Origin of the sequence: Clostridiisalibacter paucivorans DSM 22131, from assembly GCF_000620125.1 — a bacterium.
GTDB classification, from domain to species: Bacteria; Bacillota; Clostridia; order Tissierellales; family Clostridiisalibacteraceae; genus Clostridiisalibacter; species Clostridiisalibacter paucivorans.
On sequence record NZ_JHVL01000003.1, the window covers coordinates 1 to 24527 of the forward strand.

Annotated in this window: 24 protein-coding genes; all 24 read right to left on the reverse strand. The window is 30.4% G+C overall.

Annotated elements, in window-relative coordinates:
- Positions 1-347: 347 nt before the first annotated feature.
- The gene (gene dut / locus Q326_RS0101665; RefSeq protein ID WP_026893795.1) at positions 348-779 is read right to left on the reverse strand and encodes a dUTP diphosphatase; all 432 of its coding nucleotides are present in this window, start codon (positions 777-779) and stop codon (positions 348-350) included.
- Between the two features lie 83 nt (positions 780-862).
- A complete protein-coding gene (locus Q326_RS0101670; protein ID WP_026893796.1) occupies positions 863-2140 on the reverse strand; it encodes a M16 family metallopeptidase in 1278 nt (425 codons plus the stop codon).
- 78 nt (positions 2141-2218) lie between these two features.
- Complete coding sequence (locus Q326_RS0101675) at positions 2219-2932, reverse strand: polysaccharide deacetylase family protein (protein WP_026893797.1); 714 nt, start codon at positions 2930-2932, stop codon at positions 2219-2221.
- Between the two features lie 110 nt (positions 2933-3042).
- Positions 3043-5136 carry a polyribonucleotide nucleotidyltransferase gene (locus tag Q326_RS0101680; RefSeq protein ID WP_026893798.1) on the reverse strand — a complete coding sequence of 698 codons (2094 nt, stop codon included), beginning with the start codon at positions 5134-5136 and terminating at the stop codon, positions 3043-3045.
- A gap of 124 nt (positions 5137-5260) precedes the next feature.
- Complete coding sequence (rpsO, locus tag Q326_RS0101685) at positions 5261-5527, reverse strand: 30S ribosomal protein S15 (protein ID WP_026893799.1); 267 nt, start codon at positions 5525-5527, stop codon at positions 5261-5263.
- A gap of 123 nt (positions 5528-5650) precedes the next feature.
- Positions 5651-6562 (reverse strand): bifunctional riboflavin kinase/FAD synthetase, encoded by a 912-nt coding sequence (locus tag Q326_RS0101690; protein WP_026893800.1) that lies wholly within the window; start codon positions 6560-6562, stop codon positions 5651-5653.
- A gap of 12 nt (positions 6563-6574) precedes the next feature.
- The gene (truB, locus tag Q326_RS0101695; protein WP_026893801.1) at positions 6575-7468 is read right to left on the reverse strand and encodes a tRNA pseudouridine(55) synthase TruB; all 894 of its coding nucleotides are present in this window, start codon (positions 7466-7468) and stop codon (positions 6575-6577) included.
- A gap of 5 nt (positions 7469-7473) precedes the next feature.
- On the reverse strand, positions 7474-8442 hold the full coding sequence (locus tag Q326_RS0101700) for a DHH family phosphoesterase (RefSeq protein ID WP_026893802.1): 969 nt from the start codon (positions 8440-8442) through the stop codon (positions 7474-7476).
- Positions 8435-8803 carry a 30S ribosome-binding factor RbfA gene (rbfA, locus tag Q326_RS0101705; RefSeq protein ID WP_026893803.1) on the reverse strand — a complete coding sequence of 123 codons (369 nt, stop codon included), beginning with the start codon at positions 8801-8803 and terminating at the stop codon, positions 8435-8437. The genes Q326_RS0101700 and rbfA overlap by 8 nt, the downstream gene beginning before the upstream one ends.
- A 25-nt stretch (positions 8804-8828) precedes the next feature.
- On the reverse strand, positions 8829-10826 hold the full coding sequence (infB, locus tag Q326_RS0101710; protein ID WP_026893804.1) for a translation initiation factor IF-2: 1998 nt from the start codon (positions 10824-10826) through the stop codon (positions 8829-8831).
- A 14-nt stretch (positions 10827-10840) separates the two neighbouring features.
- Entirely contained in the window at positions 10841-11161 is a 321-nt protein-coding gene (locus Q326_RS0101715) for a L7Ae/L30e/S12e/Gadd45 family ribosomal protein (protein WP_026893805.1), read from the reverse strand.
- Positions 11151-11423, reverse strand: coding sequence for an RNase P modulator RnpM (gene rnpM, locus Q326_RS0101720; protein ID WP_026893806.1), 273 nt, complete (start codon positions 11421-11423; stop codon positions 11151-11153). Before rnpM ends, Q326_RS0101715 begins: the two co-directional genes overlap by 11 nt.
- Positions 11424-11441: 18 nt before the next feature.
- Positions 11442-12488 (reverse strand): transcription termination factor NusA, encoded by a 1047-nt coding sequence (gene nusA, locus Q326_RS0101725; protein ID WP_026893807.1) that lies wholly within the window; start codon positions 12486-12488, stop codon positions 11442-11444.
- Positions 12489-12504: 16 nt separating this feature from the next.
- Positions 12505-12969 (reverse strand): ribosome maturation factor RimP, encoded by a 465-nt coding sequence (locus tag Q326_RS0101730; RefSeq protein ID WP_026893808.1) that lies wholly within the window; start codon positions 12967-12969, stop codon positions 12505-12507.
- A 241-nt stretch (positions 12970-13210) separates the two neighbouring features.
- A complete protein-coding gene (locus tag Q326_RS0101735) occupies positions 13211-17524 on the reverse strand; it encodes a PolC-type DNA polymerase III (RefSeq protein WP_245592045.1) in 4314 nt (1437 codons plus the stop codon).
- 19 nt (positions 17525-17543) lie between these two features.
- Positions 17544-18206 carry an MgtC/SapB family protein gene (locus Q326_RS0101740; protein ID WP_026893810.1) on the reverse strand — a complete coding sequence of 221 codons (663 nt, stop codon included), beginning with the start codon at positions 18204-18206 and terminating at the stop codon, positions 17544-17546.
- A 9-nt stretch (positions 18207-18215) separates the two neighbouring features.
- Positions 18216-18869, reverse strand: a complete 654-nt coding sequence (locus tag Q326_RS0101745) for a glycosyltransferase family 2 protein (RefSeq protein ID WP_026893811.1) — start codon at positions 18867-18869, stop codon at positions 18216-18218.
- Positions 18870-18890: 21 nt separating this feature from the next.
- Complete coding sequence (gene ispG / locus Q326_RS0101750; protein WP_026893812.1) at positions 18891-19937, reverse strand: flavodoxin-dependent (E)-4-hydroxy-3-methylbut-2-enyl-diphosphate synthase; 1047 nt, start codon at positions 19935-19937, stop codon at positions 18891-18893.
- Between the two features lie 15 nt (positions 19938-19952).
- Positions 19953-20972 carry an RIP metalloprotease RseP gene (gene rseP, locus Q326_RS0101755; RefSeq protein WP_026893813.1) on the reverse strand — a complete coding sequence of 340 codons (1020 nt, stop codon included), beginning with the start codon at positions 20970-20972 and terminating at the stop codon, positions 19953-19955.
- Between the two features lie 11 nt (positions 20973-20983).
- Entirely contained in the window at positions 20984-22129 is a 1146-nt protein-coding gene (locus tag Q326_RS0101760; RefSeq protein ID WP_026893814.1) for a 1-deoxy-D-xylulose-5-phosphate reductoisomerase, read from the reverse strand.
- A gap of 30 nt (positions 22130-22159) precedes the next feature.
- On the reverse strand, positions 22160-22933 hold the full coding sequence (locus tag Q326_RS0101765; protein WP_026893815.1) for a phosphatidate cytidylyltransferase: 774 nt from the start codon (positions 22931-22933) through the stop codon (positions 22160-22162).
- A 20-nt stretch (positions 22934-22953) separates the two neighbouring features.
- The gene (gene uppS, locus Q326_RS0101770) at positions 22954-23700 is read right to left on the reverse strand and encodes an undecaprenyl pyrophosphate synthase (protein ID WP_026893816.1); all 747 of its coding nucleotides are present in this window, start codon (positions 23698-23700) and stop codon (positions 22954-22956) included.
- Between the two features lie 60 nt (positions 23701-23760).
- On the reverse strand, positions 23761-23952 hold the full coding sequence (locus Q326_RS0101775) for a hypothetical protein (protein WP_026893817.1): 192 nt from the start codon (positions 23950-23952) through the stop codon (positions 23761-23763).
- 5 nt (positions 23953-23957) lie between these two features.
- Complete coding sequence (gene frr / locus Q326_RS0101780; protein ID WP_026893818.1) at positions 23958-24515, reverse strand: ribosome recycling factor; 558 nt, start codon at positions 24513-24515, stop codon at positions 23958-23960.
- Positions 24516-24527 lie beyond the last annotated feature (12 nt).

The following is a 24527-nucleotide window of genomic DNA, read 5'->3' on the forward strand; positions in this document are numbered from 1 at the left end:
AAACAAATCTAAATGGTAAAAAGAAAAAAGTTGCTCTCGTAGCCATAATGCACAAACTTCTAAATTATATTTTTGCAGTTTTAAGAGATCAAAAACCATATACACAGCGTTCTCCAAAGCTTCATAGTAAAATGTATTTAGAAAATGTTACTAGATTAACTGCCTAAATTCAAAAATAATTTTACAGATCTGTAATTTAGCTATTGTTCGTGTTTTTCAATGGCTTGTTTGCTATACCCATTTTTACAAAATAACATTTTTAAAAATTAAATAGAAAAACTATTGACTTTTACTAGCTGGTCTTTTTATTATTTTGTTTATCAATTATGATAATATTTTTTATGATACTAAATGCCTGTATGGCCAAATCCTCCTTGAGCTCTCTTGGTACTATCTAAATTATCAACCTCTTCAAAATCAACTTGTTCATATCTTATGAAAACCATTTGAGCAATCCTGTCCCCTTTTTTAATTTTAAAAGCCTTTTCTCCTAAATTTATAAGTATTACTTTTATTTCTCCTCTATAATCACTATCTATAGTACCAATTCCATTAGCCATAGTTATACCATACTTTAATGCTAATCCACTTCTAGCTCTAATTTGGGCTTCACAATTTTTCGGCATAGATATATATATACCAGTAGGAATTAAGACTCTCTCCATTGGAGCTATAACCATACTATCATCAATATTTGCATATATATCTACCCCAGAAGAACCAGTAGTCTCATATTTAGGTAATGGGAATTCACCTTTATTTACTATTTTTACTTTCATACATAACACTCCTTTAATAATATATATCCTTGTAAATACAAATATTACTAAATCAACTAACTTTTATTTGCAGACACAATAAATTAGCTTCTAAAATATGTCTTTTTTATTATATCATTAACTTTTTTATTGTCATTTATTTTTCCTACATATGCTATATTGATCTTTTCTTTATTGAACACTAAGTCAGCCATATATATAATATCTTCACATTTTACACTGTCAATTTTTTGTAAAATTTCCCTTTGTGTATACACTTTATTCAATAATAATTGATTTTTTCCCATGGCAGACATCCTACTTGATGTACTTTCAAGTCCTAAAATATAATTCCCTTTCAGTTGTTCTTTAGACTTATATATTTCTTCTCGAGTTATATTTTTCTTTTCTTTTATTCCTTCAATCTCTTTTATTATAATATTAGATACATTTTCTAATTGATTTGGATTTAACCCTACATATATATTAAAAGTCCCTATATCTTTATATAAAGTAGGATATGAATATACTGAATATGCTAATCCCCGTTCTTCTCTAATAGACTGAAATAGCCTTGAACTCATACTTCCTCCAAATATATTGTTTAAAATCAATAACGGATAAAGCTTGTCCTCTCCCTGGGGAATACCCTGCATACCTATACATAGGTGTAATTGCTCTGTATCTTTATACCTTCCTTTTAATGTTTGATTAATTTCAGGTTTTTGAAATTCTTCATTTTTCCCATGCCTTAATCCCCAATCTTTAAAATATGAAGTCAATAAATCTAGTGTAGTATCTATATCAAAGTTTCCCGCTATAGATACTACTATATTATCTGGTACATAAAATCTATTATAATAATCCATTATAATAGATTTATTAAAAGATTTTAATGTGTTTTCTTTACCTAATATTGGATAAGATAGAGAATGCCTATTAAACAAAGCTTCAGCTAATAAATCATGTGCTATTTCTTCTGGAGAATCTTCATACATATTTATTTCTTCCATTACAACAGTCTTTTCTTTTTCTATTTCCTCCTCTTGAAACTTGGGATTTAAAATCATATCACCTAAAACATCTATAGCTATGGGAAGATGATTATCTAACACTTTAGCATAATAACAAGTACATTCTTTTCCAGTAAAAGCATTTAATTGTCCACCAATACTGTCTATAGATTCAGCAATTTCCTTTGCATTTCGCTTTTTACTTCCTTTAAATAACATGTGTTCAATAAAATGAGATACACCATTATTTTTAACTGTTTCATATCTAGAACCTGCTTCTATCCAAAATCCAATAGAAACTGATTTTACATAGGGTATTTTTTCCATTACTACTGTTATACCATTTTCTAATATAAATTTATTATACATTTTATCCTCCTAGTTTAACATAAAATTAGAAATACTTAATATATTATAGACTATAGTATATTAAGTTTCAAACTATATTTATGCTATAATATCTGAGACCTTCCCTATTTTATAACCTCTGTCCATTAATAATTTTATAATTGTTGGCAATGCCTTTATTGTCTCTTCTTTAGGATGCATAAGTACAATAGATCCTTTTCGAACTTTATTCATCACCCTACTTGTTATTTTTTCTTTAGTACTGTCTTTTCTCCAATCTATAGTATCAACATCCCACATGATCACTTTATAACCAAATTCTTTTGCTGCTATTACAGTTTGATCATTATAAGATCCAGAAGGCGGAGCAAAAAAAACAGGTTCTAATCCTGTTTTTTCCATTATTATATCATTTGCTTTCTTTATCTCATTTCTATTTTCTTCATAGTTTAAATTTCCATAGTCTTTATGACTATATCCATGACTACCTATTTCATGCCCCAATTCTTTCATTTTAATTAATAAATCAGTATTTTTTTCTGCCCATTTACCCGTCACAAAAAAAGTAATATGTATATTATTTTCTTCAAAAATTTCAAACATCTTCGGCAAATATTCTTCTCCCCAATCTACATTGCAAGTAAATGCTACCACCTTTTCATCTATATTGCCTTTGTAAAATACATCTTCCTTGTTATTAAATACTTCACTGCTTCTTTGAAAATTCAAAATTAGCATAAATAATATTAATAATATAACGATAATCAAAGCAATTATAGATACCTTTTTATAGTTTATAAAAAAAACCTTCATTTCCTCCACTCCTTCTTTTATAATTATTTAATATAATTTTTCTTATATAAATATATTCACAGGTAGAGAAAATATGAAAAAAAGACACAAACCTTTTTGGGTTTATGTCTTTATTTTTGTTCTTCTTTTTCTTCTAAGGCATCTTTTCTAGAGAGATTTATTCTTCCTTGATTGTCTATCTTTATTACTTTAACTAATACTTCATCTCCTACTGAAAGCACGCTTTCTACTTTATCTATTCTTTCCTTTGAAATATTTGATATATGGACTAGACCTTCTTTACCAGGAGATATCTCAACAAATGCTCCAAAAGGCATTATTTTAATTACTTTTCCTAAATATATATCTCCAACTTCTACATCTTTTGCTATGCTTTCCACTATCGATATAGCTTTTTTACCCATTTCCATGTCTGTAGTAGCTACTTTTATACTACCATCATCCTCTATATCTATCTTTACTCCAGTTTCTTCTATTATTTTATTTATAGTCTTTCCGCCAGGACCTATAATATCTCTAATCTTATCTGGGTTTACAGTAGTCATTAATATCTTAGGTGCATACGGGGACATCTCACTTCGTGGTTTGTCTATAACCTCATTCATTTTATTTAAAATATGGATTCTTCCTTTATATGCCCTTTCTAATGCTTCAGTCAAAATCTCTTTACCTATACCTGCAATTTTAATATCCATTTGAATTGCAGTTATACCATCTTTAGTTCCAGCCACTTTAAAATCCATGTCTCCTAAAAAATCTTCCATACCTTGAATATCAGAAAGTACTGTAACCTTGTCTTCTAATTTTATAAGACCCATGGCTATTCCGGCAACAGAATCTTTTATAGGTACTCCCGCATCTAATAATGACAATGTACTTCCACAAACACTAGCTTGAGAAGTAGATCCATTAGAACTTAGGACTTCTGAAACTAATCTTATTGTATAAGGAAATTCTTCTTCACTAGGTATAACAGGTTCTAAAGCTCTTTCAGCCAAGGCCCCATGTCCTATTTCTCTTCTCCCTGGACCTCTTAAAAATCTTGTTTCTCCAACACTATAAGGAGGGAAATTATAATGATGCATATATCTCTTTGACTCTTCTTCTCCTAAACCATCAATTATTTGTACATCTCCAGAAGCTCCTAATGTTGCTATAGTTAAAACCTGAGTCTGCCCTCTAGTAAATAATCCAGATCCATGAGTTCTAGGTAATAATCCTACTTCACTAGTTATAGGTCTAATTTCATCTGCTTTTCTATTATCAGGCCTTATGCCTTTTTCAACAATCATATATCTTACTTGTTCTTTAATAATATTATAAAGTGTTTCATCTATATCTTTTATGTTATCTGGATATTTTTCAGAGAAATATTCCATAACTTCCTCTTTTACTTTATCCATATTTTCCTGTCTTTCTTGTTTATCAACAGTTTGAATAGCTTCTACCATCTTATCTACTGCATATTCTCTAACTTCTTTTTCAATGTCTTCATCTACTTGAAATAATATTACTTCCTGCTTATCTTTTCCTACCTCTGTCCTAATTTCATTAATAAACTTACAAATACCTTTTATTTCTTCATGAGCCTTCAATATAGATTCAAGCATAATATCTTCACTAATTATATTAGCCCCAGCCTCAACCATCATTACAGCATCTTCTGTACCTGATACAACTAACTGTAACGAAGACTTTTCCCTATCTTCGCTTTTAGGATTAGTTAAAAGTTTTCCATCTACTAAGCCCATAGATACTGAACCAGTTGGTCCATTAAATGGTATATCTGATATAGTCAATGCTATTGAAGATCCAATCATAGCAACAATATCAGGGGTACAATCTTGATCTACAGACAATACTGTAGCAATAACTTGAACATCGTTTCTATATCCTTTAGGGAACAAAGGTCGAATAGGTCTATCAATAAGTCTAGATGTTAATATTGCCTTTTCACTAGGTCTTCCTTCTCTCTTAATAAAGCCTCCAGGTATTTTTCCCACTGAATATAGCCTTTCTTCAAAATCTACACTTAGCGGAAAAAAGTCTATACCTTCTCTAGGTTCACTTGATGCAGTAGCTGTAACTAATACAACTGTATCACCATATTTAACTATACATGAACCATTGGCTTGTTCTGTAACTTTACCAATAGTAACAGAGAGAGTGCGCCCAGCTAGTTCATATTCAAATGTTCTTTCCATACTTTACCTCCTTAAATTACATTAAAACTCTTAAAAATATTATATCCTTCATTTAATAAATAATCCATACATACTAATTTTTTATTTATTAATTTAAAAGAATAGAGCGGGTTTTCCCCCGCTCTTATTTTCTTAAACCAAGTCTATCTATTAAACTACGATATCTTTCTATATCTTTGTCCATTAAGTAATTTAATAAACCCCTTCTCTTACCAACCATCTTAAGTAGGCCTCTTCTAGAATGAAAATCCTTTTTATGTTCCTTAAGATGTTCATTTAACTCATTGATTCTATAGGTCAAAATAGCTATCTGAACCTCTGGAGAACCAGTGTCTCCCTCATGAGTTTTATACTCTTCAATAATATTATTTTTTTCTTCTTTACTTAGCACAGTAAACCCTCCTATTATTTTATTTGATTCACCTAACGCCATGCAAATCGCCGAGGATACGAATTGCTTAGCACAAGGTATCACTTCATTAAGTTTATCATAAAGGAATTTATTTGTAAATAATTATTTGCATCCCTTGACTATTTCCATATCTTTCATAACTTGTTTAATTAGGTCTTCCCTACTATTGTATTTTCTTTCTCCCCTCACAAAAGAATCAAATCTAACTTCTATATTTTCACCATATATATCTTCTTGAAAATCATAAATATGAGTCTCAATATTAATGCCTTTGTCACCAAAAGTTGGATTCTGTCCCACATTAGTTATGCTTAAATACTCATCCCCATTTATTAATGAATATGTCTTATATACACCAAATTTAGGTATGACATAGTCAGTACCTAATCCTAGGTTTGCCGTACGAAAACCTAGGCCTTTTCCTCTACCCCTACCTTTTATAACATTTCCTTTAATACTATATTTTCTGCCTAATAAAGAATTAGCCTCTATTATATTGCCTTCATTTATCAAACTTCTTATTAAAGTGCTGCTTATTATTTTACTGTTTTTCTGTACAGGAGATATTACTTCAACTTGGAAACCATATTCTTGTCCAAATTTTTTTAACATATCAGTATCTCCCTTACCCTTATATCCAAATCTATAATTATAACCTACTACGACATATTTAGCATTTAGTCTATTCACTAAAATATCCTTAACAAAATTTTCTGGATCCATCTTCATTAAGCCTTCATCAAAACTCATCATATATAAAAAATCTATTCCAAAAGATTTTAACACTTCTATTTTCTGTTCATTATTCATTAAATATCTTGGTAATTCTCTTCCTTTAACCATAGTAGCTGGATGGTTATAAAAAGTAAACACAGTGCTTTTAAGTCCATATTCCTTAGCTTTTAATTTCATACTGTTTATTAATTGTTGATGACCTAAATGTATTCCATCAAAACTTCCCAAACATACTGCAGTATTTTTTAAAGATATTTTCTTGTTTATTATAGTCTCCATAGCAATTCACCTTTATATAAATACTTTTTCCATTTTTAATTCTAAATAAGTATTCACTATTTTGTTTATAATACCAATACCTATAAATCTATTTTTACAATAAACTCTAACCTTGCTATCTTTTTTATAATACTTTTCATTTCTGATTTTAACACTTGCACCATTAATGATCTTATTATATAGCATATCATCTAAATAAATCTCTGTTAAGTTATCCAACGCATTGTCTATAGGAGTTAAAAGTTTTTTTATGTCATTTTTTTCTATAGTTTCTTTTATTTCTTCAATAGTAAACGTATCTTCAATGCTAAACTTCCCAACCTTAGTCCTCAATAAAAATGTCATATGACCATATACACCTAAATCTGCCCCAATATCATTGCAAAGGGTCCTAATATAAGTACCTTGAGAACACATAACATCAAATAATACCCTCTTATTTTGAATATTATTTAATATATTAAGTTCATATATATGTCTTTTTCTAGGTTCAACATCAACAGTTTTACCTTGTCTAGCATACTCATAAAGTTTTTTCCCTTTTATCTTTATAGCAGAGTATTGTGGAGGTATTTGATATATTTCTCCTTTGTATCTATTAAAAGTAGTATTTATCTCTTCTTCTGACACTGTATTGTGAGAAACATCCAAAATTTTTCCATATTTATCTTGAGTATCTGTTTTAGTCCCAAATAAAACTTCTCCTATATAACTTTTCATGTCTAAGTTCATATATTGTATAGCTTTAGTTGCTTTTCCAATACATATGGGCAATACTCCAGCAGCATTAGGGTCAAGAGTCCCTGTATGCCCAACCTTTTTTATATTAAAATTTTTTCTAATAAATCCTACAACATCATGAGATGTCATACCTGTAGGCTTTAATACATTAATTATTCCATCCACATATATCACCTTAGATGTATTTTTATTTTTTCTAATAAATCTTTTTTAATATCTTGTTGCTCTCCTGTTATAGTGCATCCTGAAGCCTTTGCATGGCCACCACCTCCATATATGGTAGCTATCTTTGATACATCTACATATGTTTTTGACCTGAAACTTAGTTTAAAAATATTATTTTCAGTTTCTTTTAGTACACATGCGACTTCGACACAATCAATATCTCTAATAAATTCAACTATACCATCTACGTATTCAGTTGTTCCGCCCCATTTATCTATTAAATCCAAAGGTACAGTGACCATTCCTACCTTATTATCTAAATAAAACTCTATGTTTACAACAGCATCTATAAAAAGCATTACCTTTTCAAAGGGTTTATTTTGATATAATTTAGTGTTTATTTCACCAATATTAATATTTTGCTCTAAAAGCTTCGATACCGCAATATGAGTAGATGAAGATGTATTATCATATTTAAAGCTTCCTGTATCTGTAGATATAGCCACATATAAATTAATTGCTATGTCATTATCTATATCTAATTTCATACTCTCTAATATAGATAAGACCATCTCTCCTGTTGAACTGGCATATGGGTTAATAATATTAATTGATCCATATTTATCATTTGTTATATGATGATCTATATTTATAATCTTATTAGCATCAATACATCTATTTTCTCCTATCCTGTATATGTCGCTACAATCTAATAATATATATAATTCTTGTTTACCTATATCATCTAAATTCATAATCTCTTCATTGCCAGGTAAAAAACTATACTTTGCAGGAACATTATCAGGAATAGCCATATATATCTTATTGCCATACTTTTTTCTTAATGCAAGTCCAAATCCCAATAGAGAACCTAAACTATCTCCATCGGGATTTAGATGAGAAATTAGACAAACACTGTTGGCATTTTCAATTCTTTTACTTAATTCCTTAATATCATTTAAATACTCATTCATCGGAACTATTACCATCCTTTTTAGATAAGTCATTTAATATTTTAGAAATTCTAATACCATTTTCTATTGAATCATCTAAATAAAATATAGGTTCCGGAGTATATCTAAGTTTCATATTATTGCCTATTTCTTTTCTAACAAATCCTGCCGCATTTTTAATTGCTGTTAAAGTATTTTCTTTTTCTCCTTCATCTCCCAATACAGTTATATAAACTTTAGCATATCTATGATCTCTAGTAACCTCAACCTGTGTTACACTGGTCATAGGAGATATTCTAGGATCTTTCAATCCTTTGATTAATAACCTACTTACAATTTTCTTTATTTCTTCAGAAATCCTAGCATTTCTTTTATTACCCATAATTAATCACCTTCCTAAGAAAGTTCTATCTTTCAACTTCCTCCATAATGTAGGCCTCTATTACATCTCCCACTTTAACATCATTATAGTTCTCTATACCTATACCGCCTTCATAACCTGAAGCTATTTCCCTAACATCATCTTTAAACCTTTTAAGTGATGAAATACTTCCTTCATGTATAACGACATTATCTCTCAATAATCTTACTTCAGAATTTCTAGTTACCTTTCCATTCAATACATATACACCTGCAACAACTCCAACATTGGGAACTTTAAAAGTAGCCCTTACTTCTGCTCTGCCCAATATTACTTCCTTGTATTCAGGCTCTAACATTCCCTTTATAGCTGCCTCAATATCCTCTATTGCATTGTAAATGACTCTGTATGTCCTTACATCAACATTCTCCCTATTTGCCAAATCTAATGCTGTAGATGTAGGTCTTACATTAAATCCTATTACAATAGCATTAGATGCAGATGCCAACATTATATCTGTCTCTCTTATAGCACCTACACCACCATGAATAGGATTCACCTTAACTTCTTCATTACTTAGCTTTATCAATGATTGTTTTACAGCTTCTATAGACCCTTTTACATCAGCTTTTACAATAACATTTAAGTCTTTTACTTCACCTGTTTTTATTTGATCAAATAGATCCTCTAAAGAAATATTCTGTTTTGACTTTATTTGTTCCCTTCTTTGAGTATCTTTTCTATTACTAGCTATATCTCTAGCACTTTTATCATCTTCCACTGCATAAAGTCTATCTCCTGCTTCTGGTACCTCAGAGAGTCCCAATATTTCAACAGCTGAAGATGGCCCAGCTTTTTTTACTCTCTTACCATTGCTATCAACCATAGCCCTTACTCTACCACTAGCTACTCCTGATACTACAGCATCTCCTACATTAAGAGTTCCTTTTTGCACAAGTACAGTAGCAACTGGTCCTCTGGCCTTATCTAATTGTGCGTCTATTATAGTACCTACAGCATTCCTGTCAGGATTGGCCTTTAATTCTTGCATTTCTGAAACTAATAATATCATCTCTAATAATTCTTTAATACCTTCATTTTTCAATGCAGAAACTGGAACAACAATTGTATCTCCACCCCAGTCCTCAGGTACAAGCCCTTGTTCTGTAAGCTCTTGTAGTACTCTATCAGGATTAGCTCCAGGTTTATCCATCTTATTTACAGCAACTATAAGAGGAACCTCGGCAGCCTTAGCATGATTTATAGCTTCAATAGTTTGAGGCATAACACCATCATCAGCAGCAACTACTAATATGGCTATATCTGTTACTTGAGCCCCTCTTGCCCTCATAGATGTAAAAGCCTCATGTCCTGGAGTATCTAAAAATACTATATTCTTTCCATTTATCTCTACAGTTGATGCTCCAATATGCTGTGTTATTCCTCCTGCCTCCTTAGCTGTAACATGGGATTTTCTAATTGCATCTAATAGAGATGTCTTACCATGGTCTACATGGCCCATTACAGTTATTACAGGTGGTCTTGGAATAAGATCCTCTGGTGCGTCTTCATAATCTAATTGTTCTTCTTCTTTTTCCTCAATAGTCTTTTTCTGAATTACAGTATATCCAAATTCTTCTGCTATAATAGTGGCTGTATCAAAATCAATTTCTTGATTCATACTGGCCATTACTCCAAATCCCATAAGTTTTGTTATCAATTGTGTTGGAGATATGCCTATTTTTTCTGCAAAATCCTTTACCACTATTTTTTCTTCTGCTTCAATCTCTTTTGCTGAATCTGATTCTTCATCCTCTTCATCATTTGTTTTCTCAGTCTTTGTTTCCTCATTATTCTCTTTTATATCTTCTTCTACTTTTTCAGTCTCTTCAGAGAAAAAGTCTGATAGTATATCCGCTTCCTCATCTTCTATCGTACTCATATGGTTTCCTACTTCCATATCTAACTCTTTCATTTTTTCTATTAATTTTTTACTTGTCATTCCTAATTCTTTAGCTAACTGATATACTCTTTTTTTAGTCATATATCATTCACCCCCTAATTATTTTCAGGTGATACACCATCAAAGAGCTTCAAAAATCCATTCAAAAACTCATTATTACATACTGCTAATATAGATATACTTGATTTTCCAATGGAATACCCTATTTCATCTTTTTTACCAAATATTTTGAATGCAATGTTTTTACTATTACACATATTAACAAACTTCTTTTTAGTATTAAATGATGCATCATCAGCAATAAGTACAATCTTTGCTTTATTTTTTTTAATAGCATTAACACATGCAGTTTCACCAACTTTTAAATACCCAGCACGGTTAGCTATCCCTATCATTGAATAAATTTTATTTACCATGGCTCTCTATCTCCTTTTGAAGCCTATCATAGACCTCATCAGGTATATTTGTATTTAAATTTCTATTTAATCCATTGTTCTTCTTAGCCTTTATCAAACACTCAGTACTATTACAGATATATGCTCCTCTTCCATTCATTTTACCTGTTAAATCAACGTTAATTTCATCTTCTTTATTTTTTACTATCCTTAGCAATTCTCTTTTATTTTTTCTTTCACCACAACCTACGCACTTTCTAAGAGGTACCTTTCTTTTTTTCATAAAACATCACCCCTTTTACTAAACATTTTCTGTATTCATTTGTCCTTCACTCTTAATATCGATTTTCCAACTTGTGAGTTTGGCTGCTAACCTAGCATTCTGACCTTCCTTACCTATAGCTAAGGATAATTGGTAATCAGGAACAACAACAAGGGCTGACTTTTCTTTTTCGTTTACATCTACACTGACAACTTTAGCAGGACTAAGACTATTTGCAATAAATATTTCAGGATCTTTATCCCATGTGACTATATCTATCTTTTCACCATTTAATTCATCAACTATAGCCTTAACTCTAGCTCCTTTATGACCAACACAAGCACCAACAGGGTCTACATTTTCATCTAAGGAATAAACTGCTATTTTAGTTCTAGAACCTGCCTCTCTTGAAATACTGTATATGTCCACTATCCCATCATGTATTTCAGGAACTTCTAATTCAAATAATCTTTTAACAAATCCTGGATGTGTTCTTGATAACAAAATTTGTGGTCCCTTTGTTGTCTTTTTAACTTCCAAGATATATGCCTTTATTCTATCACCTTGATTATATGTTTCACCTTCTATCTGTTCACTGGGAAGTAAAACGCCTTCTGTCTTACCTAGATTTACCATAACATTATTTCTGCTTACTCTTTGTATTAACCCTGTAATTATTTCACTTTCTCTACTATAAAATTTCTCATATATAATCTCTCTTTCAGCTTCTCTTATTCTTTGAACAACTACTTGTTTAGCTGTTTGAGCTGCAATCCGACCAAAATTTTTAGGTGTAACTTCTATTTTGACAATGTCTTCAATTTCATACTTGTTATCTATCCTCTTTGCATCTTCCAGAGCTATTTCTAAAAGATTATCTTCAACCTCATTTACCACCATTTTATTGGCATATACTCTAATTTCTCCATCTTCCTTATCTATATATATTTCCACATTCTGAGAAGAACCAAAATTCCTCTTATAGGCTGAAACTAATGCAGCTTCAATGGCTTCAATCAAAGTATCCTTAGATATGCCTTTCTCTTTTTCAATTTCATCTAATGCCTGTATGAATTCAGCATTCATCCCCAATAAACCTCCTTTAAAATTTAACAGCCAAATTTATTTTGGCAATAATATCTCTATCTATATTTATTACCTCGCCATCTTCATTCTCTATATCTAAACTCTTATCATTAAATCCTATGAGCCTTCCCATATGTTTTTTATGCCCTTTATAAGATTTATATAGACTAACCTCTACATCTTTTTTAATATTTAACTTTAAATCTTTATCTGTCTTAAGTGGTCTATCTAATCCAGGGGATGAAACCTCTAAAAAATAGTTTTCATCTATAGGGTCAACTTCATCTAATTTTTTGCTAAGTTTTTGACTTATTTCCTGACAATCATCTATAGTTATCCCTTCAGGTTTATCTAAGTATATCCTCAAAAACATAGAAGCACCTTCTTTAACAAACTCTACATCTACTAGAATATAGTCTGTTTCAACTAATATCTCACTTACAATATCCTTAGTTACTTTTTCAATATCATTTTTCTTCATATTTTCACCTCCATTGCTTGCATTAGAGATTAAAATAATATCTTTCCCTAATAATAATAATTTTAACTTAAATAACATTTCTTATTCTATAGATATATGATTATTTAATATACTTATATTTTTGCATAAAAATTGGGCAGGGTTCTGCCTTAAATAATAGTAAAAGGAAAGAGTGGGGTTCGCCCACTCCTAAAATCAGCATAATTATTTACTTATAATATATCATAAAAATTTCTAAAAATCAAATGTTAAATAAACTTAGTTGGTTACTTTCCGGAAGACCTTTTAAACATCCATGAACTTTCAATGCCTCAACAGCAGTTTTGTTTATTTTTGCTCTTTTCGTCAAGTCCTCTATAGATAAAAATTTTCCTTTTTCTCTTTCTTTCGCAATACTCCTAGCAGCATTTTCCCCGACACCCTGTAAAGACTTTAATGGAGGTATTATACCTTGCTCCCCAATCAAGAATTTATCACTATCTGATTTATAAATATTTACTCTATCAAATTTAAAACCTCTGCAATACATCTCCAAAGCTACTTCTAATACAGTCAGAAGATTTTTTTCCTTTGCTGTCTTTTCATTACCCATATTCTCAAGTTCTTCTATTTTGTTTTTTACAACATCTTTTCCTTTTACTATTAATTCAGCATCAAAATCTACAGCTTTCATAGAAAAATACGTGGCATAAAACGCCTCAGGATAGTGCACTTTAAAATAAGCTATCCTAAAAGACATCATTACATATGCAACAGCATGGGCCTTTGGAAACATATATTTAATCTTTTTACAGGATTGTATATACCAATCGGGAATTTTCATATCTCTCATATATTTTTCATCTTCTTCCGTAAGTCCTTTACCCTTTCTTACTTTCTCCATTATAGTAAAAGATCTTTTCTTTTCAAGACCATTATATATGAGATACATCATTATATCATCACGTGTAGATATAACTTCACTTAATTTAGTTACACCATTCCTAACCAAATCTTGAGCATTATTCAACCATACATCAGTACCATGGGATAAACCACTTATCCTTACAAGTTCCGCAAATGTAGTAGGTTTAGTATCTAAAAGCATTTGCCGCACAAATTTTGTTCCAAATTCTGGGATTCCAAAGGATCCTACTTCACTATTAATTTCCTCTTTATCGATACCTAAAACTTCAGTACTAGTAAATAAACTCATAGTCTTATTATCATCTAAGGGTATCTCTTGAGCATCCACACCAGTTAAATCCTCTAACATTTTTATAATAGTTGGTGTATCATGTCCTAGTATATCTAACTTTAGTATTCTTCCACTTATAGAGTGATAATCAAAATGTGTTGTTATTACTCCAGAATTTTTATCATTTGCAGGATATTGTATAGGACTGAAATCATATATTTCTTTATCTCCAGGAACTATCATTACTCCGCCAGGATGTTGTCCAGAAGTTCGTTTTATACCAGTACATCCTTTAACTAACCTTGTAGCTTCTGCACTATTTAGTACCATTTCTTTTTCATCAAAATATTTTTTTACAAATCCATATGCAGTCTTATCTGCTATAGTACCTATAGTACCTGCTCTAAAAACATGTCCTTTACCAAATAATTCTTCAGTATACTGATGGGCATTAGGTTGATATTCTCCAGCAAAATTAAGATCTATATCAGGTTCTTTATCTCCTTCAAATCCTAAAAACACTTCGAATGGTATATCATGGCCATCTTTAATATATTTAGTCTGACATACGGGACAATATTTGTCCTCCATATCTACTCCAGAACCTACAGACCCATCAATTATAAAGTCACTATTTTTACAGTTTGGACACACATAGTGTGGAGGTAAAGGATTTACTTCAGTAATATCACTCATTGTAGCAACAAATGAAGAACCTACAGATCCTCTAGATCCTACTAAATATCCATCTTCCAAAGATTTTTTAACTAATTTTTGAGCAATTATATACATCACTGCATATCCATTCTGTATTATAGAGCTCAATTCTTTCTCTAACCTAGTTTCTACAATTTCAGGCAATACTTCACCATATATTTTTCTTGCCTTCTTATAAGTAATCTCTCTCAATTCTTCTTCTGCACCCTCTATTTTAGGAGGAAATGTTCCATCTGGTATAGGTAATAACTCTTCTATGCTATCAGCTATAGCATTAGTATTTGTAATAACAACTTCTCTAGCCTTTTCTTTTCCAAGATAAGCAAATTCATTAAGCATCTCTTCTGTTGTCTTTAAATATAATGGTGGTTGATTGTCACTATCTTCAAATCCCTTACCTGCCATTAAAATCTTTCTAAAAACTTCATCCTGAGGGTCTAAGAAGTGTACATCTCCTGTAGCAATAACAGGTTTATTAAATTTCTCTCCTAAACTCACAATTTTTTTATTTATATTTCTCAACTCATCAACATCTTTTACCATGCCCTTATCAACTAAAAATCTATTATTACCTACAGGTTGTATTTCTAAATAATCATAGTAATTTACTATATCTCTTATCTCATTAAATCCTTTATTTTTTAATATTGCCCTATATAACTCTCCAGCTTCACATGCTGTTCCCAAAATCAATCCTTCCCTATATCTATTTAAAATAGACTTTGGAATCCTAGGCTTTCTATAAAAATAATTTATATGGGATTCAGAAACCAATTTATATAAGTTTTTTAATCCCTTATAATTTTTAGCCAATAATATTATATGAAAGGATTCACTAGACTTATAATTTTGCCCTTCTACAGATAGTGTATTTAATTGATATAGCTTATTAACACCTCTTTCTGAAACCATATCTAAACACTTTAAAAGTATTTCTGCCGTAGCATAGGAATCATCCACAGCTCTATGATGGTTCTCAAGGCTAATATTTAAATGTTTAGCTACTACATTTAATTTATGTCTTTTTAATTTTGGAAATAAATCTCTAGCTAACTGAAGTGTATCCAATACTGTATTATCAATGTTTATACCAATATCGGAAAAGTTTTTTGTTATAAATCCCATATCAAATTGAGCATTATGAGCTACTAATACAGCATCACCAATAAACTCATAGAATTCAGGTAATATGTCCTCTATCTTAGGCTCACTTAAAACCATATTATCAGTTATACCAGTAAGTTTTACTATTTTTTCTGGTATCTTGACTCCAGGATTTACTAATTTACTAAACTTATCTACGATCTCATTATTTTTTATTTTTACTGCTCCTATTTCAGTAATTTTGTTATTTATAGGAGAAAAACCAGTAGTTTCTATGTCAAATACTACATATTCACAATCTATATCTTGTCCTTTGTCAAACAACACTACGGGATTAGAGTCATTAACCACATATCCTTCTAATCCATAGATCATTTTTAATCCATATTTCTTTCCCGCATCCATACCCTCTGGAAAGCTTTGTACTACTCCATGGTCAGTTATGGTCATAGCTTTATGTCCCCATTGAGACAGTTTTTTTGCCATGTCATCTATACTAGACATTCCATCCATATCACTCATTTTTGTATGTAGATGTAATTCTACCCTTTTATCTTCACTTTTATCTACTCTTTCAATTTTTTTTGTTATGGACATAGCTTTAGTCATCATTACCAATTCTCTAGAAAAAGAATCAAAAACTATATCTCCTTTAATCTTTAAATTGGACCTTTCTTTAATTTTTCCCTCTAAAGACTCTTGTTGCTTCTTAGTGGCAAACAGCTTTACAACTAATGAACTAGTATAGTCGGTAACTTTATATATATATAATTTCTTATTTCCTTTAATATCCCTTGATTCTATATCAAATACCTCTCCCTCTATAGTTACTTGTCCAGAGTTTGTATTAATACTTGATATAGGAACCACTTCTTCATCAACTGCTTTACCATATACTATGCCAACAGCATTTCCACTATATTTTTTGTTATTTGAATTCTCATACTGGTCATTCCGTTTTGTGTCTTGTACTTGTATACTTTCCAATTTTTTTATAATCTTTTTTTCTTCAGCTTCTTTTATCTTATCATAATCTAACTTTATATCTTCTGACTGTTTTTTTTCAATCTTCACTCCAATTTTTACTCCAAATTCTTTACAAAAAAAATCAGCTATAAGATTATCTATTTTTTTCTCTTTTAATTTAAAAAATCCATAATTATTTCTTACATCTATCTTAAAAATATTATTATTAAAACTCCATTTTAAATCTTCTATCCATGATCTGCTCGAAGGAATATTTTTGTTTATAATGTATAATATATTATTCCAATTTTCTTTGACCAAAACATTTAAATCTTCAATTAAACTAGAATCATAGTTTACTTTTAATTCTATACATTCAAATTCTGCTAAATTCTTTTTAAATTGTTTTTTTATATAGTCAATATCACTATAATCTACTATTTCACTTGACTTGAAATAAATCTTAATAGTTCTAGATTTTATATTGAGCAATACATTGTCTATTTGTAACTTTTTTATACTATTCTTTTTTATATCCAATCCAATATTTTTAAATATTTTTCCAGCTGTAGGCCTAGCAACAATAGTCAATTCATTCACTCCCTTTAGACTATCTATTGGATACTTCTAGTACCCCCTCTTGTTTACTTATCTCACTTAATAAATTTTGTCCTTGATTATCATCCTTTAACTTTACTAACATAGAAATAATTAAAATGTCCTCACTATTTTTCTCAAGTTCTATTCTATCAATGACTATACCTAATTCCCCAGTAACTAATCCTATCTTTCCAATTTGACCCGGTTTGTTTTCAGAGACTATTCTTAGCTTCATAAATTTTCTTCTAGATTTAATTTTTGTCTCTACTTTAGTAAATATAATTAATGTAATCAATATTATAATAACACTAAGTATAGAACCTGTATAAAATCCCGATCCAATAGCTAAACCCACACATGCAACAGCCCAAAGACTAGCTGCAGTAGTCAGACCCTTTACAGAGTCTCCTTCCTTTATTATAGTCCCCGCACCTAAGAATCCTATACCACTTATAACTTGAGCTGCCAATCTACCAGGATCTATATTAGTTTGATATTTATAAGTATCAAAAATATATAAACCCACCAGCATAACCAAAGTAGAACCTACACATACTAATATGTGTGTCCTAAAGCCGGCAGGCCTCTTTACACTCTCACGTTCCATTCCTATTAACCCTGATAATACTATAGATAATACAATCCTAAATACTATTTGTTTTGTTGAAATCATAAAAAACCCCTATCTTTTTCTACTAAACTCATCAAATTTCAACACCTTAATAACTTCCCAATACATCTTAACTCTTTCAGTTAGTCCTTTCATCAATCCCATTTTTTCTTCTTTCATTACATGAGTAAGATTTGATAAAGGAACTTCTTTATAATCTACATTATTAGTGCTGACGTATTTTGTTAGTGCTAACTCTATACCATATCTTGTCACATCTATATTTTTAATATCACTAATTATGCCTCTTTTCATAGCCCTTTGACCTGATAAAAAAGGTGTTATTTTCTGACCTAAATCTGTAATTTTTCTTCCATCTTCAAAGACTCCAATAGTCATCTCGCATTCATCTAATATAACTGGCAATAAAAGGTCTGTAATATGTTTTTGTTTAAGTCCCAACAAATCTGCATCCAAAAACAATACAATATCACTGTCTGTTTCTCTTACTCCTGCATCTACTGCTCCGCCTTTACCCATATTCTTTTTTAGATCTATGACTTCTGCACCAAAATTTCTTGAAATTTCAGCTGTTTTATCTGTAGAACCATCATTGACAACTATTATATCTTCAATCAAATCTACCTTTTTTAAAACTGTAATTATATCTCCTATTGTTTTTTCTTCATTAAATGCAGGTATAATTCCAGTTATTTTATAATACATTAAATTCCCCCCTAAAGGTTCTTATAAATCCTCTATCTCATTTATTAATTCCTCTAAGAGCTTATCTTCTGGTACTTTCCTAATTATTTTACCTTTTTTAAATATTAATCCTTCTCCTATGCCACCAGCAATGCCTATATCTGCCTCTTTTGCTTCTCCAGGTCCGTTTACAGCACATCCCATTATGGCAACTTTTATAGGCTTTCTTATGTTTTCCAATGCATTTTCAGCCCTCTTTGCTAAATCTATAAGGTCAATTTGTGTTCTTCCACAAGTTGGACAAGATATTATTTCTACACTATCTTCAAGCATATCCAAAGATCTCAATATTTGTCTTCCTACCCTTATTTCATCCAATGGATCTCCAGTTAATGATACCCTTATAGTATCTCCTATGCCATCTAGCAATAATGTTCCTATACCTATAGAGGATTTTATAGTTCCTCTCCAAGGAGTTCCAGCTTCTGTTATACCTATATGCAACGGATAGTCAACCATTTTAGCTATCTTTCTATATGAGTCTATAGTTAATCTAACATTAGATGCCTTTATTGAAATAATTATCTTATCATAATTTAATTTTTCTAAAATATTAACATGTTCCATAGCACTATAAACCATAGAATCTTTATTGACACCACCATATTTCTCTACAAATTCTTTCTTTACAGAACCTGAATTAACACCAATCCTAATAGGTACATCCCTTTCTTTACAAGCCTTTACAACCTCTTTGACTTTTAAATGGCTTCCTATATTTCCAGGATTAATTCTAAGTCCATCTATATTATTTTCTATCGATTTTAACGCTAGTTTATAATCAAAATGAATATCCGCAATAATAGGTATACTAATTTGTTTTTTTATATCCTTTAATGCGTTGGCAGCAGTATCATCTAATACTGCAACCCTTACAATATTACATCCTTCCTTTTCCAGATCTTTTATTTGATTTACCGTAGATTCTACATCCCTTGTATCAGTATTAGTCATAGACTGTATTGTTATAGGATAATCACTACCTATCCCTACATCTCCATATTTAAAATTTTTAGTTTTTCTTCTCATCTATTTATCATCCCTTTAAATTATATCAAGTCTCATAATATCTTTATATGTCACAAAAACCATTAGCATTAATAGCAAAACAAAACCTACCAAATGAACTAATCCCTCTTTTTCAGGGTCTATAGCCTTACCTCGTATGATTTCTAAAAACATAAACATTATTCTACTACCATCTAAAGCAGGAATAGGCAATAAATTAAAGAACCCTAAATTTACACTTATAATACCTGCAATATATAAAACATTTAGAAATCCAAACTTAGCCGCTTCTCCTACTACAGAGATTACCCCTATAGGTCCCATAACATCTCCTATTTTTTCAGTACCTCCAAATAATTTGCTAAAAAGCATACCAAAAAATTGAAACATCATCCCTATAGCAAGTATAGTTTTTTCTATTCCGCTATATAAAGAACCTAATAAAGATTTTTCCATAACTGGAGTTATTCCTATTATTTTTCTTTGAGTATTTTCTTCATATGTGGGGCTGATATCAAAAGTTAACTCTTCACCTTTTCTATTAACTGTCACCTTTATAATATCAGATTGTGAACCATTTATCTGTTCAACTAATCCTTCCCAATCATTGATATCTTCACCATTAATATTCTTTATAACATCTCCAGTCCTTACCCCTGCTTCGTAAGCTGGTAAATCTTTATTAGCTTTAGAAATTTCTATAGTTGGAATGCCTATATTGTAGGATATTACAGCAAAAACTACTGCTGCCAATACAAAGTTCATAAATGCCCCTGCTGCTAACACTAATATTCTTGATAAAGGAGGTTTATTATTAAAACTTCTCTCATCATCTGAAGCTTCATCCTCTCCTTCCATTTTCACATACCCTCCAATAGGCAATATCCTTAGAGAATACTCAGTTTCTCCTTTAGTCATTTTACCTATCCTAGGTCCCATACCTATAGAAAACTCATGAACTTTAATGCCAACTAATTTCGCAACTGTAAAATGACCTAGTTCATGAACTAAAACCACTACAAAAAATACAAAAATCGCTGCTATTGCTGTATTCAAAAAATCACCACCTATAATTGTTTAGATCTCAATAATTCCCTTGCCCACCTATCACTCTCTAATATATCTTCAATAGTAGGATCTAAAATATTGTTATGCTTTTCCATTATATCTTCAATAAACTTTGGTATTTCCATAAAACCTATCTTCCCATCTAAAAACCATTGGACTACTACTTCATTAGATGCATTTAATACCGATGGCATTGTGCCTCCAATTTTTAAGGCTTCCATAGCAAGAGATAAACATCTAAATGTCTTTGTATCTGGCCTTTCAAAATTAAGGTTTCCTATAGATACAAAGTCTAAAGAATCCAATGAATTCTTTTTTCGTTTCGGATAAGTTAATGCATATTGTATAGGAATTCTCATATCTGATACTCCCATTTGTGCAATTACGCTGCCATCTATATATTCCACCATAGAATGCACTATACTCTGAGGATGCACTGTCACATCTATTTTATCTAATTTTACATCAAATAACCACCTTGCTTCTATAACTTCTAATCCTTTATTCATTAATGTAGCAGAATCGATAGTTATTTTTTTCCCCATACTCCAATTAGGATGATTTAATGCATCTTTAACATTAACTTTTTTTAAATATTTCTCATCTTTTCCTCTAAATGGCCCCCCTGAAGCTGTCAAGATCAATCTCTTTATTTCTTCTTTACTACCACCTTTAAGACATTGAAATATAGCTGAATGTTCACTATCTACAGGTATAATATCAACAGCATTCTGCTCTGCCTCATCCATAACTATTTTTCCAGCTGTAACTAATGTCTCTTTATTAGCCAATGCAATAGTTTTTTTTGCCTTAATAGCACTTAAAGTTGGTTTTAATCCAACCATTCCTACTACTGCAGTTAACACCATATCTGCAGTAGACTCAGATGCTATATTATTTAAACCCTCTATGCCAGACAATACTTCTATATTATATTGCTTGAGTCTTTTTTTTAGAATATTGGCCATAGATTTATCTACTACAGTTACAACTTCTGGTCTAAATTCTATTGCCTGCTTTTCTAAAAGATCTATATTTTTATTTGCTGATAAAGCAACAACCTTATACCCATTATCATTTCTTACCACATCTAATGTTTGAGTTCCTATGGACCCTGTAGAACCCAATATAGCAATTTTTTTCATAAGACCACCTCACAACCTCATTTATAAATTCTATCTAAGTACAAAAATTGTCATATAATAGTATACTGTAGGTGCAGTAAATAATATACTATCAAATCTATCTAAAACTCCCCCATGTCCAGGCATTATACTACCATAATCTTTAATACTAGCTATTCTCTTTATTTTAGAAGCAGTAAGATCTCCTAATTGAGCAATAATAGCACAAATAATACTCAATGGTAACAATTGTAGCAAATTTCCCGTTCCTATTGCTTTGACAAAAATAAAGGTAACTACAAAACTACCCAAAGTACCACCTATACTTCCCTCTATAGTTTTTTTAGGACTAAGAGTGGGACAAAGTTTGTTTTTCCCAAAAAACATCCCAGTGAAATAAGCAAAGGTATCAGTAGCCCAAGCTGTTATAAATATTATCCATATATAAATCGAGCCTGCCATAAATTGAACATGAAATATAAAAAATACAATATATATACTTCCTAGTAAATTCATTGCAATATCCTGAGGCCGTATTTCCTTTTTAAATACCATAATAATTAACAAGATAATTGTATAACAAAAAATCAACGGTGAATGATAATTTCTCAATTCTATTAATTCTGATAAAAAAAACGCCAAAGAAAATACATAACTCATTTTAGATATTGGATTAAATCCCATTGATTTAATTGCTCTATTGTATTCATAAATACCAATTGTAGCCATAGTAAATACACCAATATTTAACAAAATACCTCCAGTAAAAACTACAATTAATAAAAATATCAATCCTATTATACCACTAATAACTCTTATTTTCATTATAACACCATCCTATTCAGTTACAATCCACCGAATCTTCTATTTCTATTTTGATATTCCTTTATACATTTATAATATTCCATTGTATTAAAATCAGGCCAATATACATCACTGAATACAAACTCTGTATAGGCATTTTGATAAATCAAAAAATTGCTTAGCCTCATCTCTCCACTGGTCCTTATTAGTAAATCAGGATCTGGCTGGTCTTTAGTATATAAATATTTTTTAAAACTTTCTTCATTTATATCTTCAATGTCTATTCTATCATTATTTATATCTTCAAAAACCATTTTTATACCTCTAATTATTTCATCTCTTCCTCCGTAATTTAATGCTATATTCAAAACTAATTTTTTGTTTTGTTTTGTCAATTCAATAGTATTTTCAATTTCCTTCTTCAAAATGGGACTCAGTCTATTTATATCCCCCAATACATTTATTTTAACATCATTCTTTATAATTGTTTTTAATTCTTTTTTTATGAATTCTATTAATAATCCCATCAAATAATTTACTTCATCTTTTGGTCTATTCCAATTTTCAGTAGAAAATGCATATATTGTTAAATATTTAATGCCCATATCTCCAGATACTTCAACTATTTCTTTAACTCTATTGACACCTTCCCTATGACCAGCTGTTCTAGGTAAAAATCTCTTTTTTGCCCATCTGCCATTACCATCCATTATTATAGCGACGTGTTTAGGTATTTTAGATAAATCTATATTTTTCTTTAGTGTCTTTTCTTTATTTCCTTTAATCATTTTGAACCTCCAAAAAATAATAGGGTCATTAAAAACCCCTTCTATGATTGTAGAAGGGGATTAAAAATCTCCTGAAATTATGGTTGCGTTATTACGATCTATATCTATCCTCAATACTCTAGAATCCCTTAAATCAATATTATAGTTTTTATTCAAACCTTTTGTCTTTAATATTTTTACCTTGTAGCCTTCAGATTCTAAAAAATTTTTACCATATTGAAGTTTAGTTCCTAATAATCTATAATATCTCAAAAGGTTTATACCTCCATAATTTCTTTTTCTTTTTTATCTGTCAATTTATCTATTTCTTCTCCATATTTATTAGTCAAGTTTTGTACTTGTTCTTCAGCCTTTTTCAAATCATCCTCAGTTATATCACCATTTTTCTCCATTTTCTTCAGCTTATCATTTGCATCTCTTCTAGTATTTCTTATAGCTATTTTAGCATTTTCATTGATTTTACTTAATAATTTTACCAAATCTTTTCTTCTTTCTTCAGTTAACTGAGGAATCACTAACCTTATTACTTTTCCATCATTAGAAGGATTTATTCCTAAATCTGACTTTAAAATAGCTTTTTCTATCTCAGAAACTGAATTAGCATCCCAAGGCTGTATCAATAACATTCTAGGCTCTGGAGCTGATATATTAGCTATCTGATTCAATGGTGTAAGCGCTCCATAATAATCTACTTTTACCTTATCCAACAAACTAGGATTAGCTCTACCTGCTCTTATAGTTAATAATTCATCTTTAAATGCTTTAACTGTCTTTTTCATTTTCTCTTCTGTCTGCTTATGAACTTCTAAATACATTTAATTCCCCTC

Excerpts from the sequence above, each read along its gene's own strand:
- dut (WP_026893795.1), bottom strand. The coding sequence starts at position 779 with ATGAAAGTAAAAATAGTAAATAAAGGTGAATTCCCATTACCTAAATAT.
- Q326_RS0101670 (WP_026893796.1), bottom strand. The coding sequence starts at position 2,140 with ATGTATAATAAATTTATATTAGAAAATGGTATAACAGTAGTAATGGAA.
- Q326_RS0101675 (WP_026893797.1), bottom strand. The coding sequence starts at position 2,932 with ATGAAGGTTTTTTTTATAAACTATAAAAAGGTATCTATAATTGCTTTG.
- Q326_RS0101680 (WP_026893798.1), bottom strand. The coding sequence starts at position 5,136 with ATGGAAAGAACATTTGAATATGAACTAGCTGGGCGCACTCTCTCTGTT.
- Q326_RS0101690 (WP_026893800.1), bottom strand. The coding sequence starts at position 6,562 with ATGGAGACTATAATAAACAAGAAAATATCTTTAAAAAATACTGCAGTA.
- Q326_RS0101700 (WP_026893802.1), bottom strand. The coding sequence starts at position 8,442 with ATGAATGAGTATTTAAATGATATTAAGGAATTAAGTAAAAGAATTGAA.
- rbfA (WP_026893803.1), bottom strand. The coding sequence starts at position 8,803 with ATGGGTAATAAAAGAAATGCTAGGATTTCTGAAGAAATAAAGAAAATT.
- infB (WP_026893804.1), bottom strand. The coding sequence starts at position 10,826 with ATGACTAAAAAAAGAGTATATCAGTTAGCTAAAGAATTAGGAATGACA.
- Q326_RS0101715 (WP_026893805.1), bottom strand. The coding sequence starts at position 11,161 with ATGGTAAATAAAATTTATTCAATGATAGGGATAGCTAACCGTGCTGGG.
- rnpM (WP_026893806.1), bottom strand. The coding sequence starts at position 11,423 with ATGAAAAAAAGAAAGGTACCTCTTAGAAAGTGCGTAGGTTGTGGTGAA.
- nusA (WP_026893807.1), bottom strand. The coding sequence starts at position 12,488 with ATGAATGCTGAATTCATACAGGCATTAGATGAAATTGAAAAAGAGAAA.
- Q326_RS0101730 (WP_026893808.1), bottom strand. The coding sequence starts at position 12,969 with ATGAAGAAAAATGATATTGAAAAAGTAACTAAGGATATTGTAAGTGAG.
- Q326_RS0101740 (WP_026893810.1), bottom strand. The coding sequence starts at position 18,206 with ATGATTTCAACAAAACAAATAGTATTTAGGATTGTATTATCTATAGTA.
- Q326_RS0101745 (WP_026893811.1), bottom strand. The coding sequence starts at position 18,869 with ATGTATTATAAAATAACTGGAATTATACCTGCATTTAATGAAGAAAAA.
- ispG (WP_026893812.1), bottom strand. The coding sequence starts at position 19,937 with ATGAGAAGAAAAACTAAAAATTTTAAATATGGAGATGTAGGGATAGGT.
- Q326_RS0101760 (WP_026893814.1), bottom strand. The coding sequence starts at position 22,129 with ATGAAAAAAATTGCTATATTGGGTTCTACAGGGTCCATAGGAACTCAA.
- Q326_RS0101765 (WP_026893815.1), bottom strand. The coding sequence starts at position 22,933 with ATGAAAATAAGAGTTATTAGTGGTATAATAGGATTGATATTTTTATTA.
- uppS (WP_026893816.1), bottom strand. The coding sequence starts at position 23,700 with ATGATTAAAGGAAATAAAGAAAAGACACTAAAGAAAAATATAGATTTA.
- frr (WP_026893818.1), bottom strand. The coding sequence starts at position 24,515 with ATGTATTTAGAAGTTCATAAGCAGACAGAAGAGAAAATGAAAAAGACA.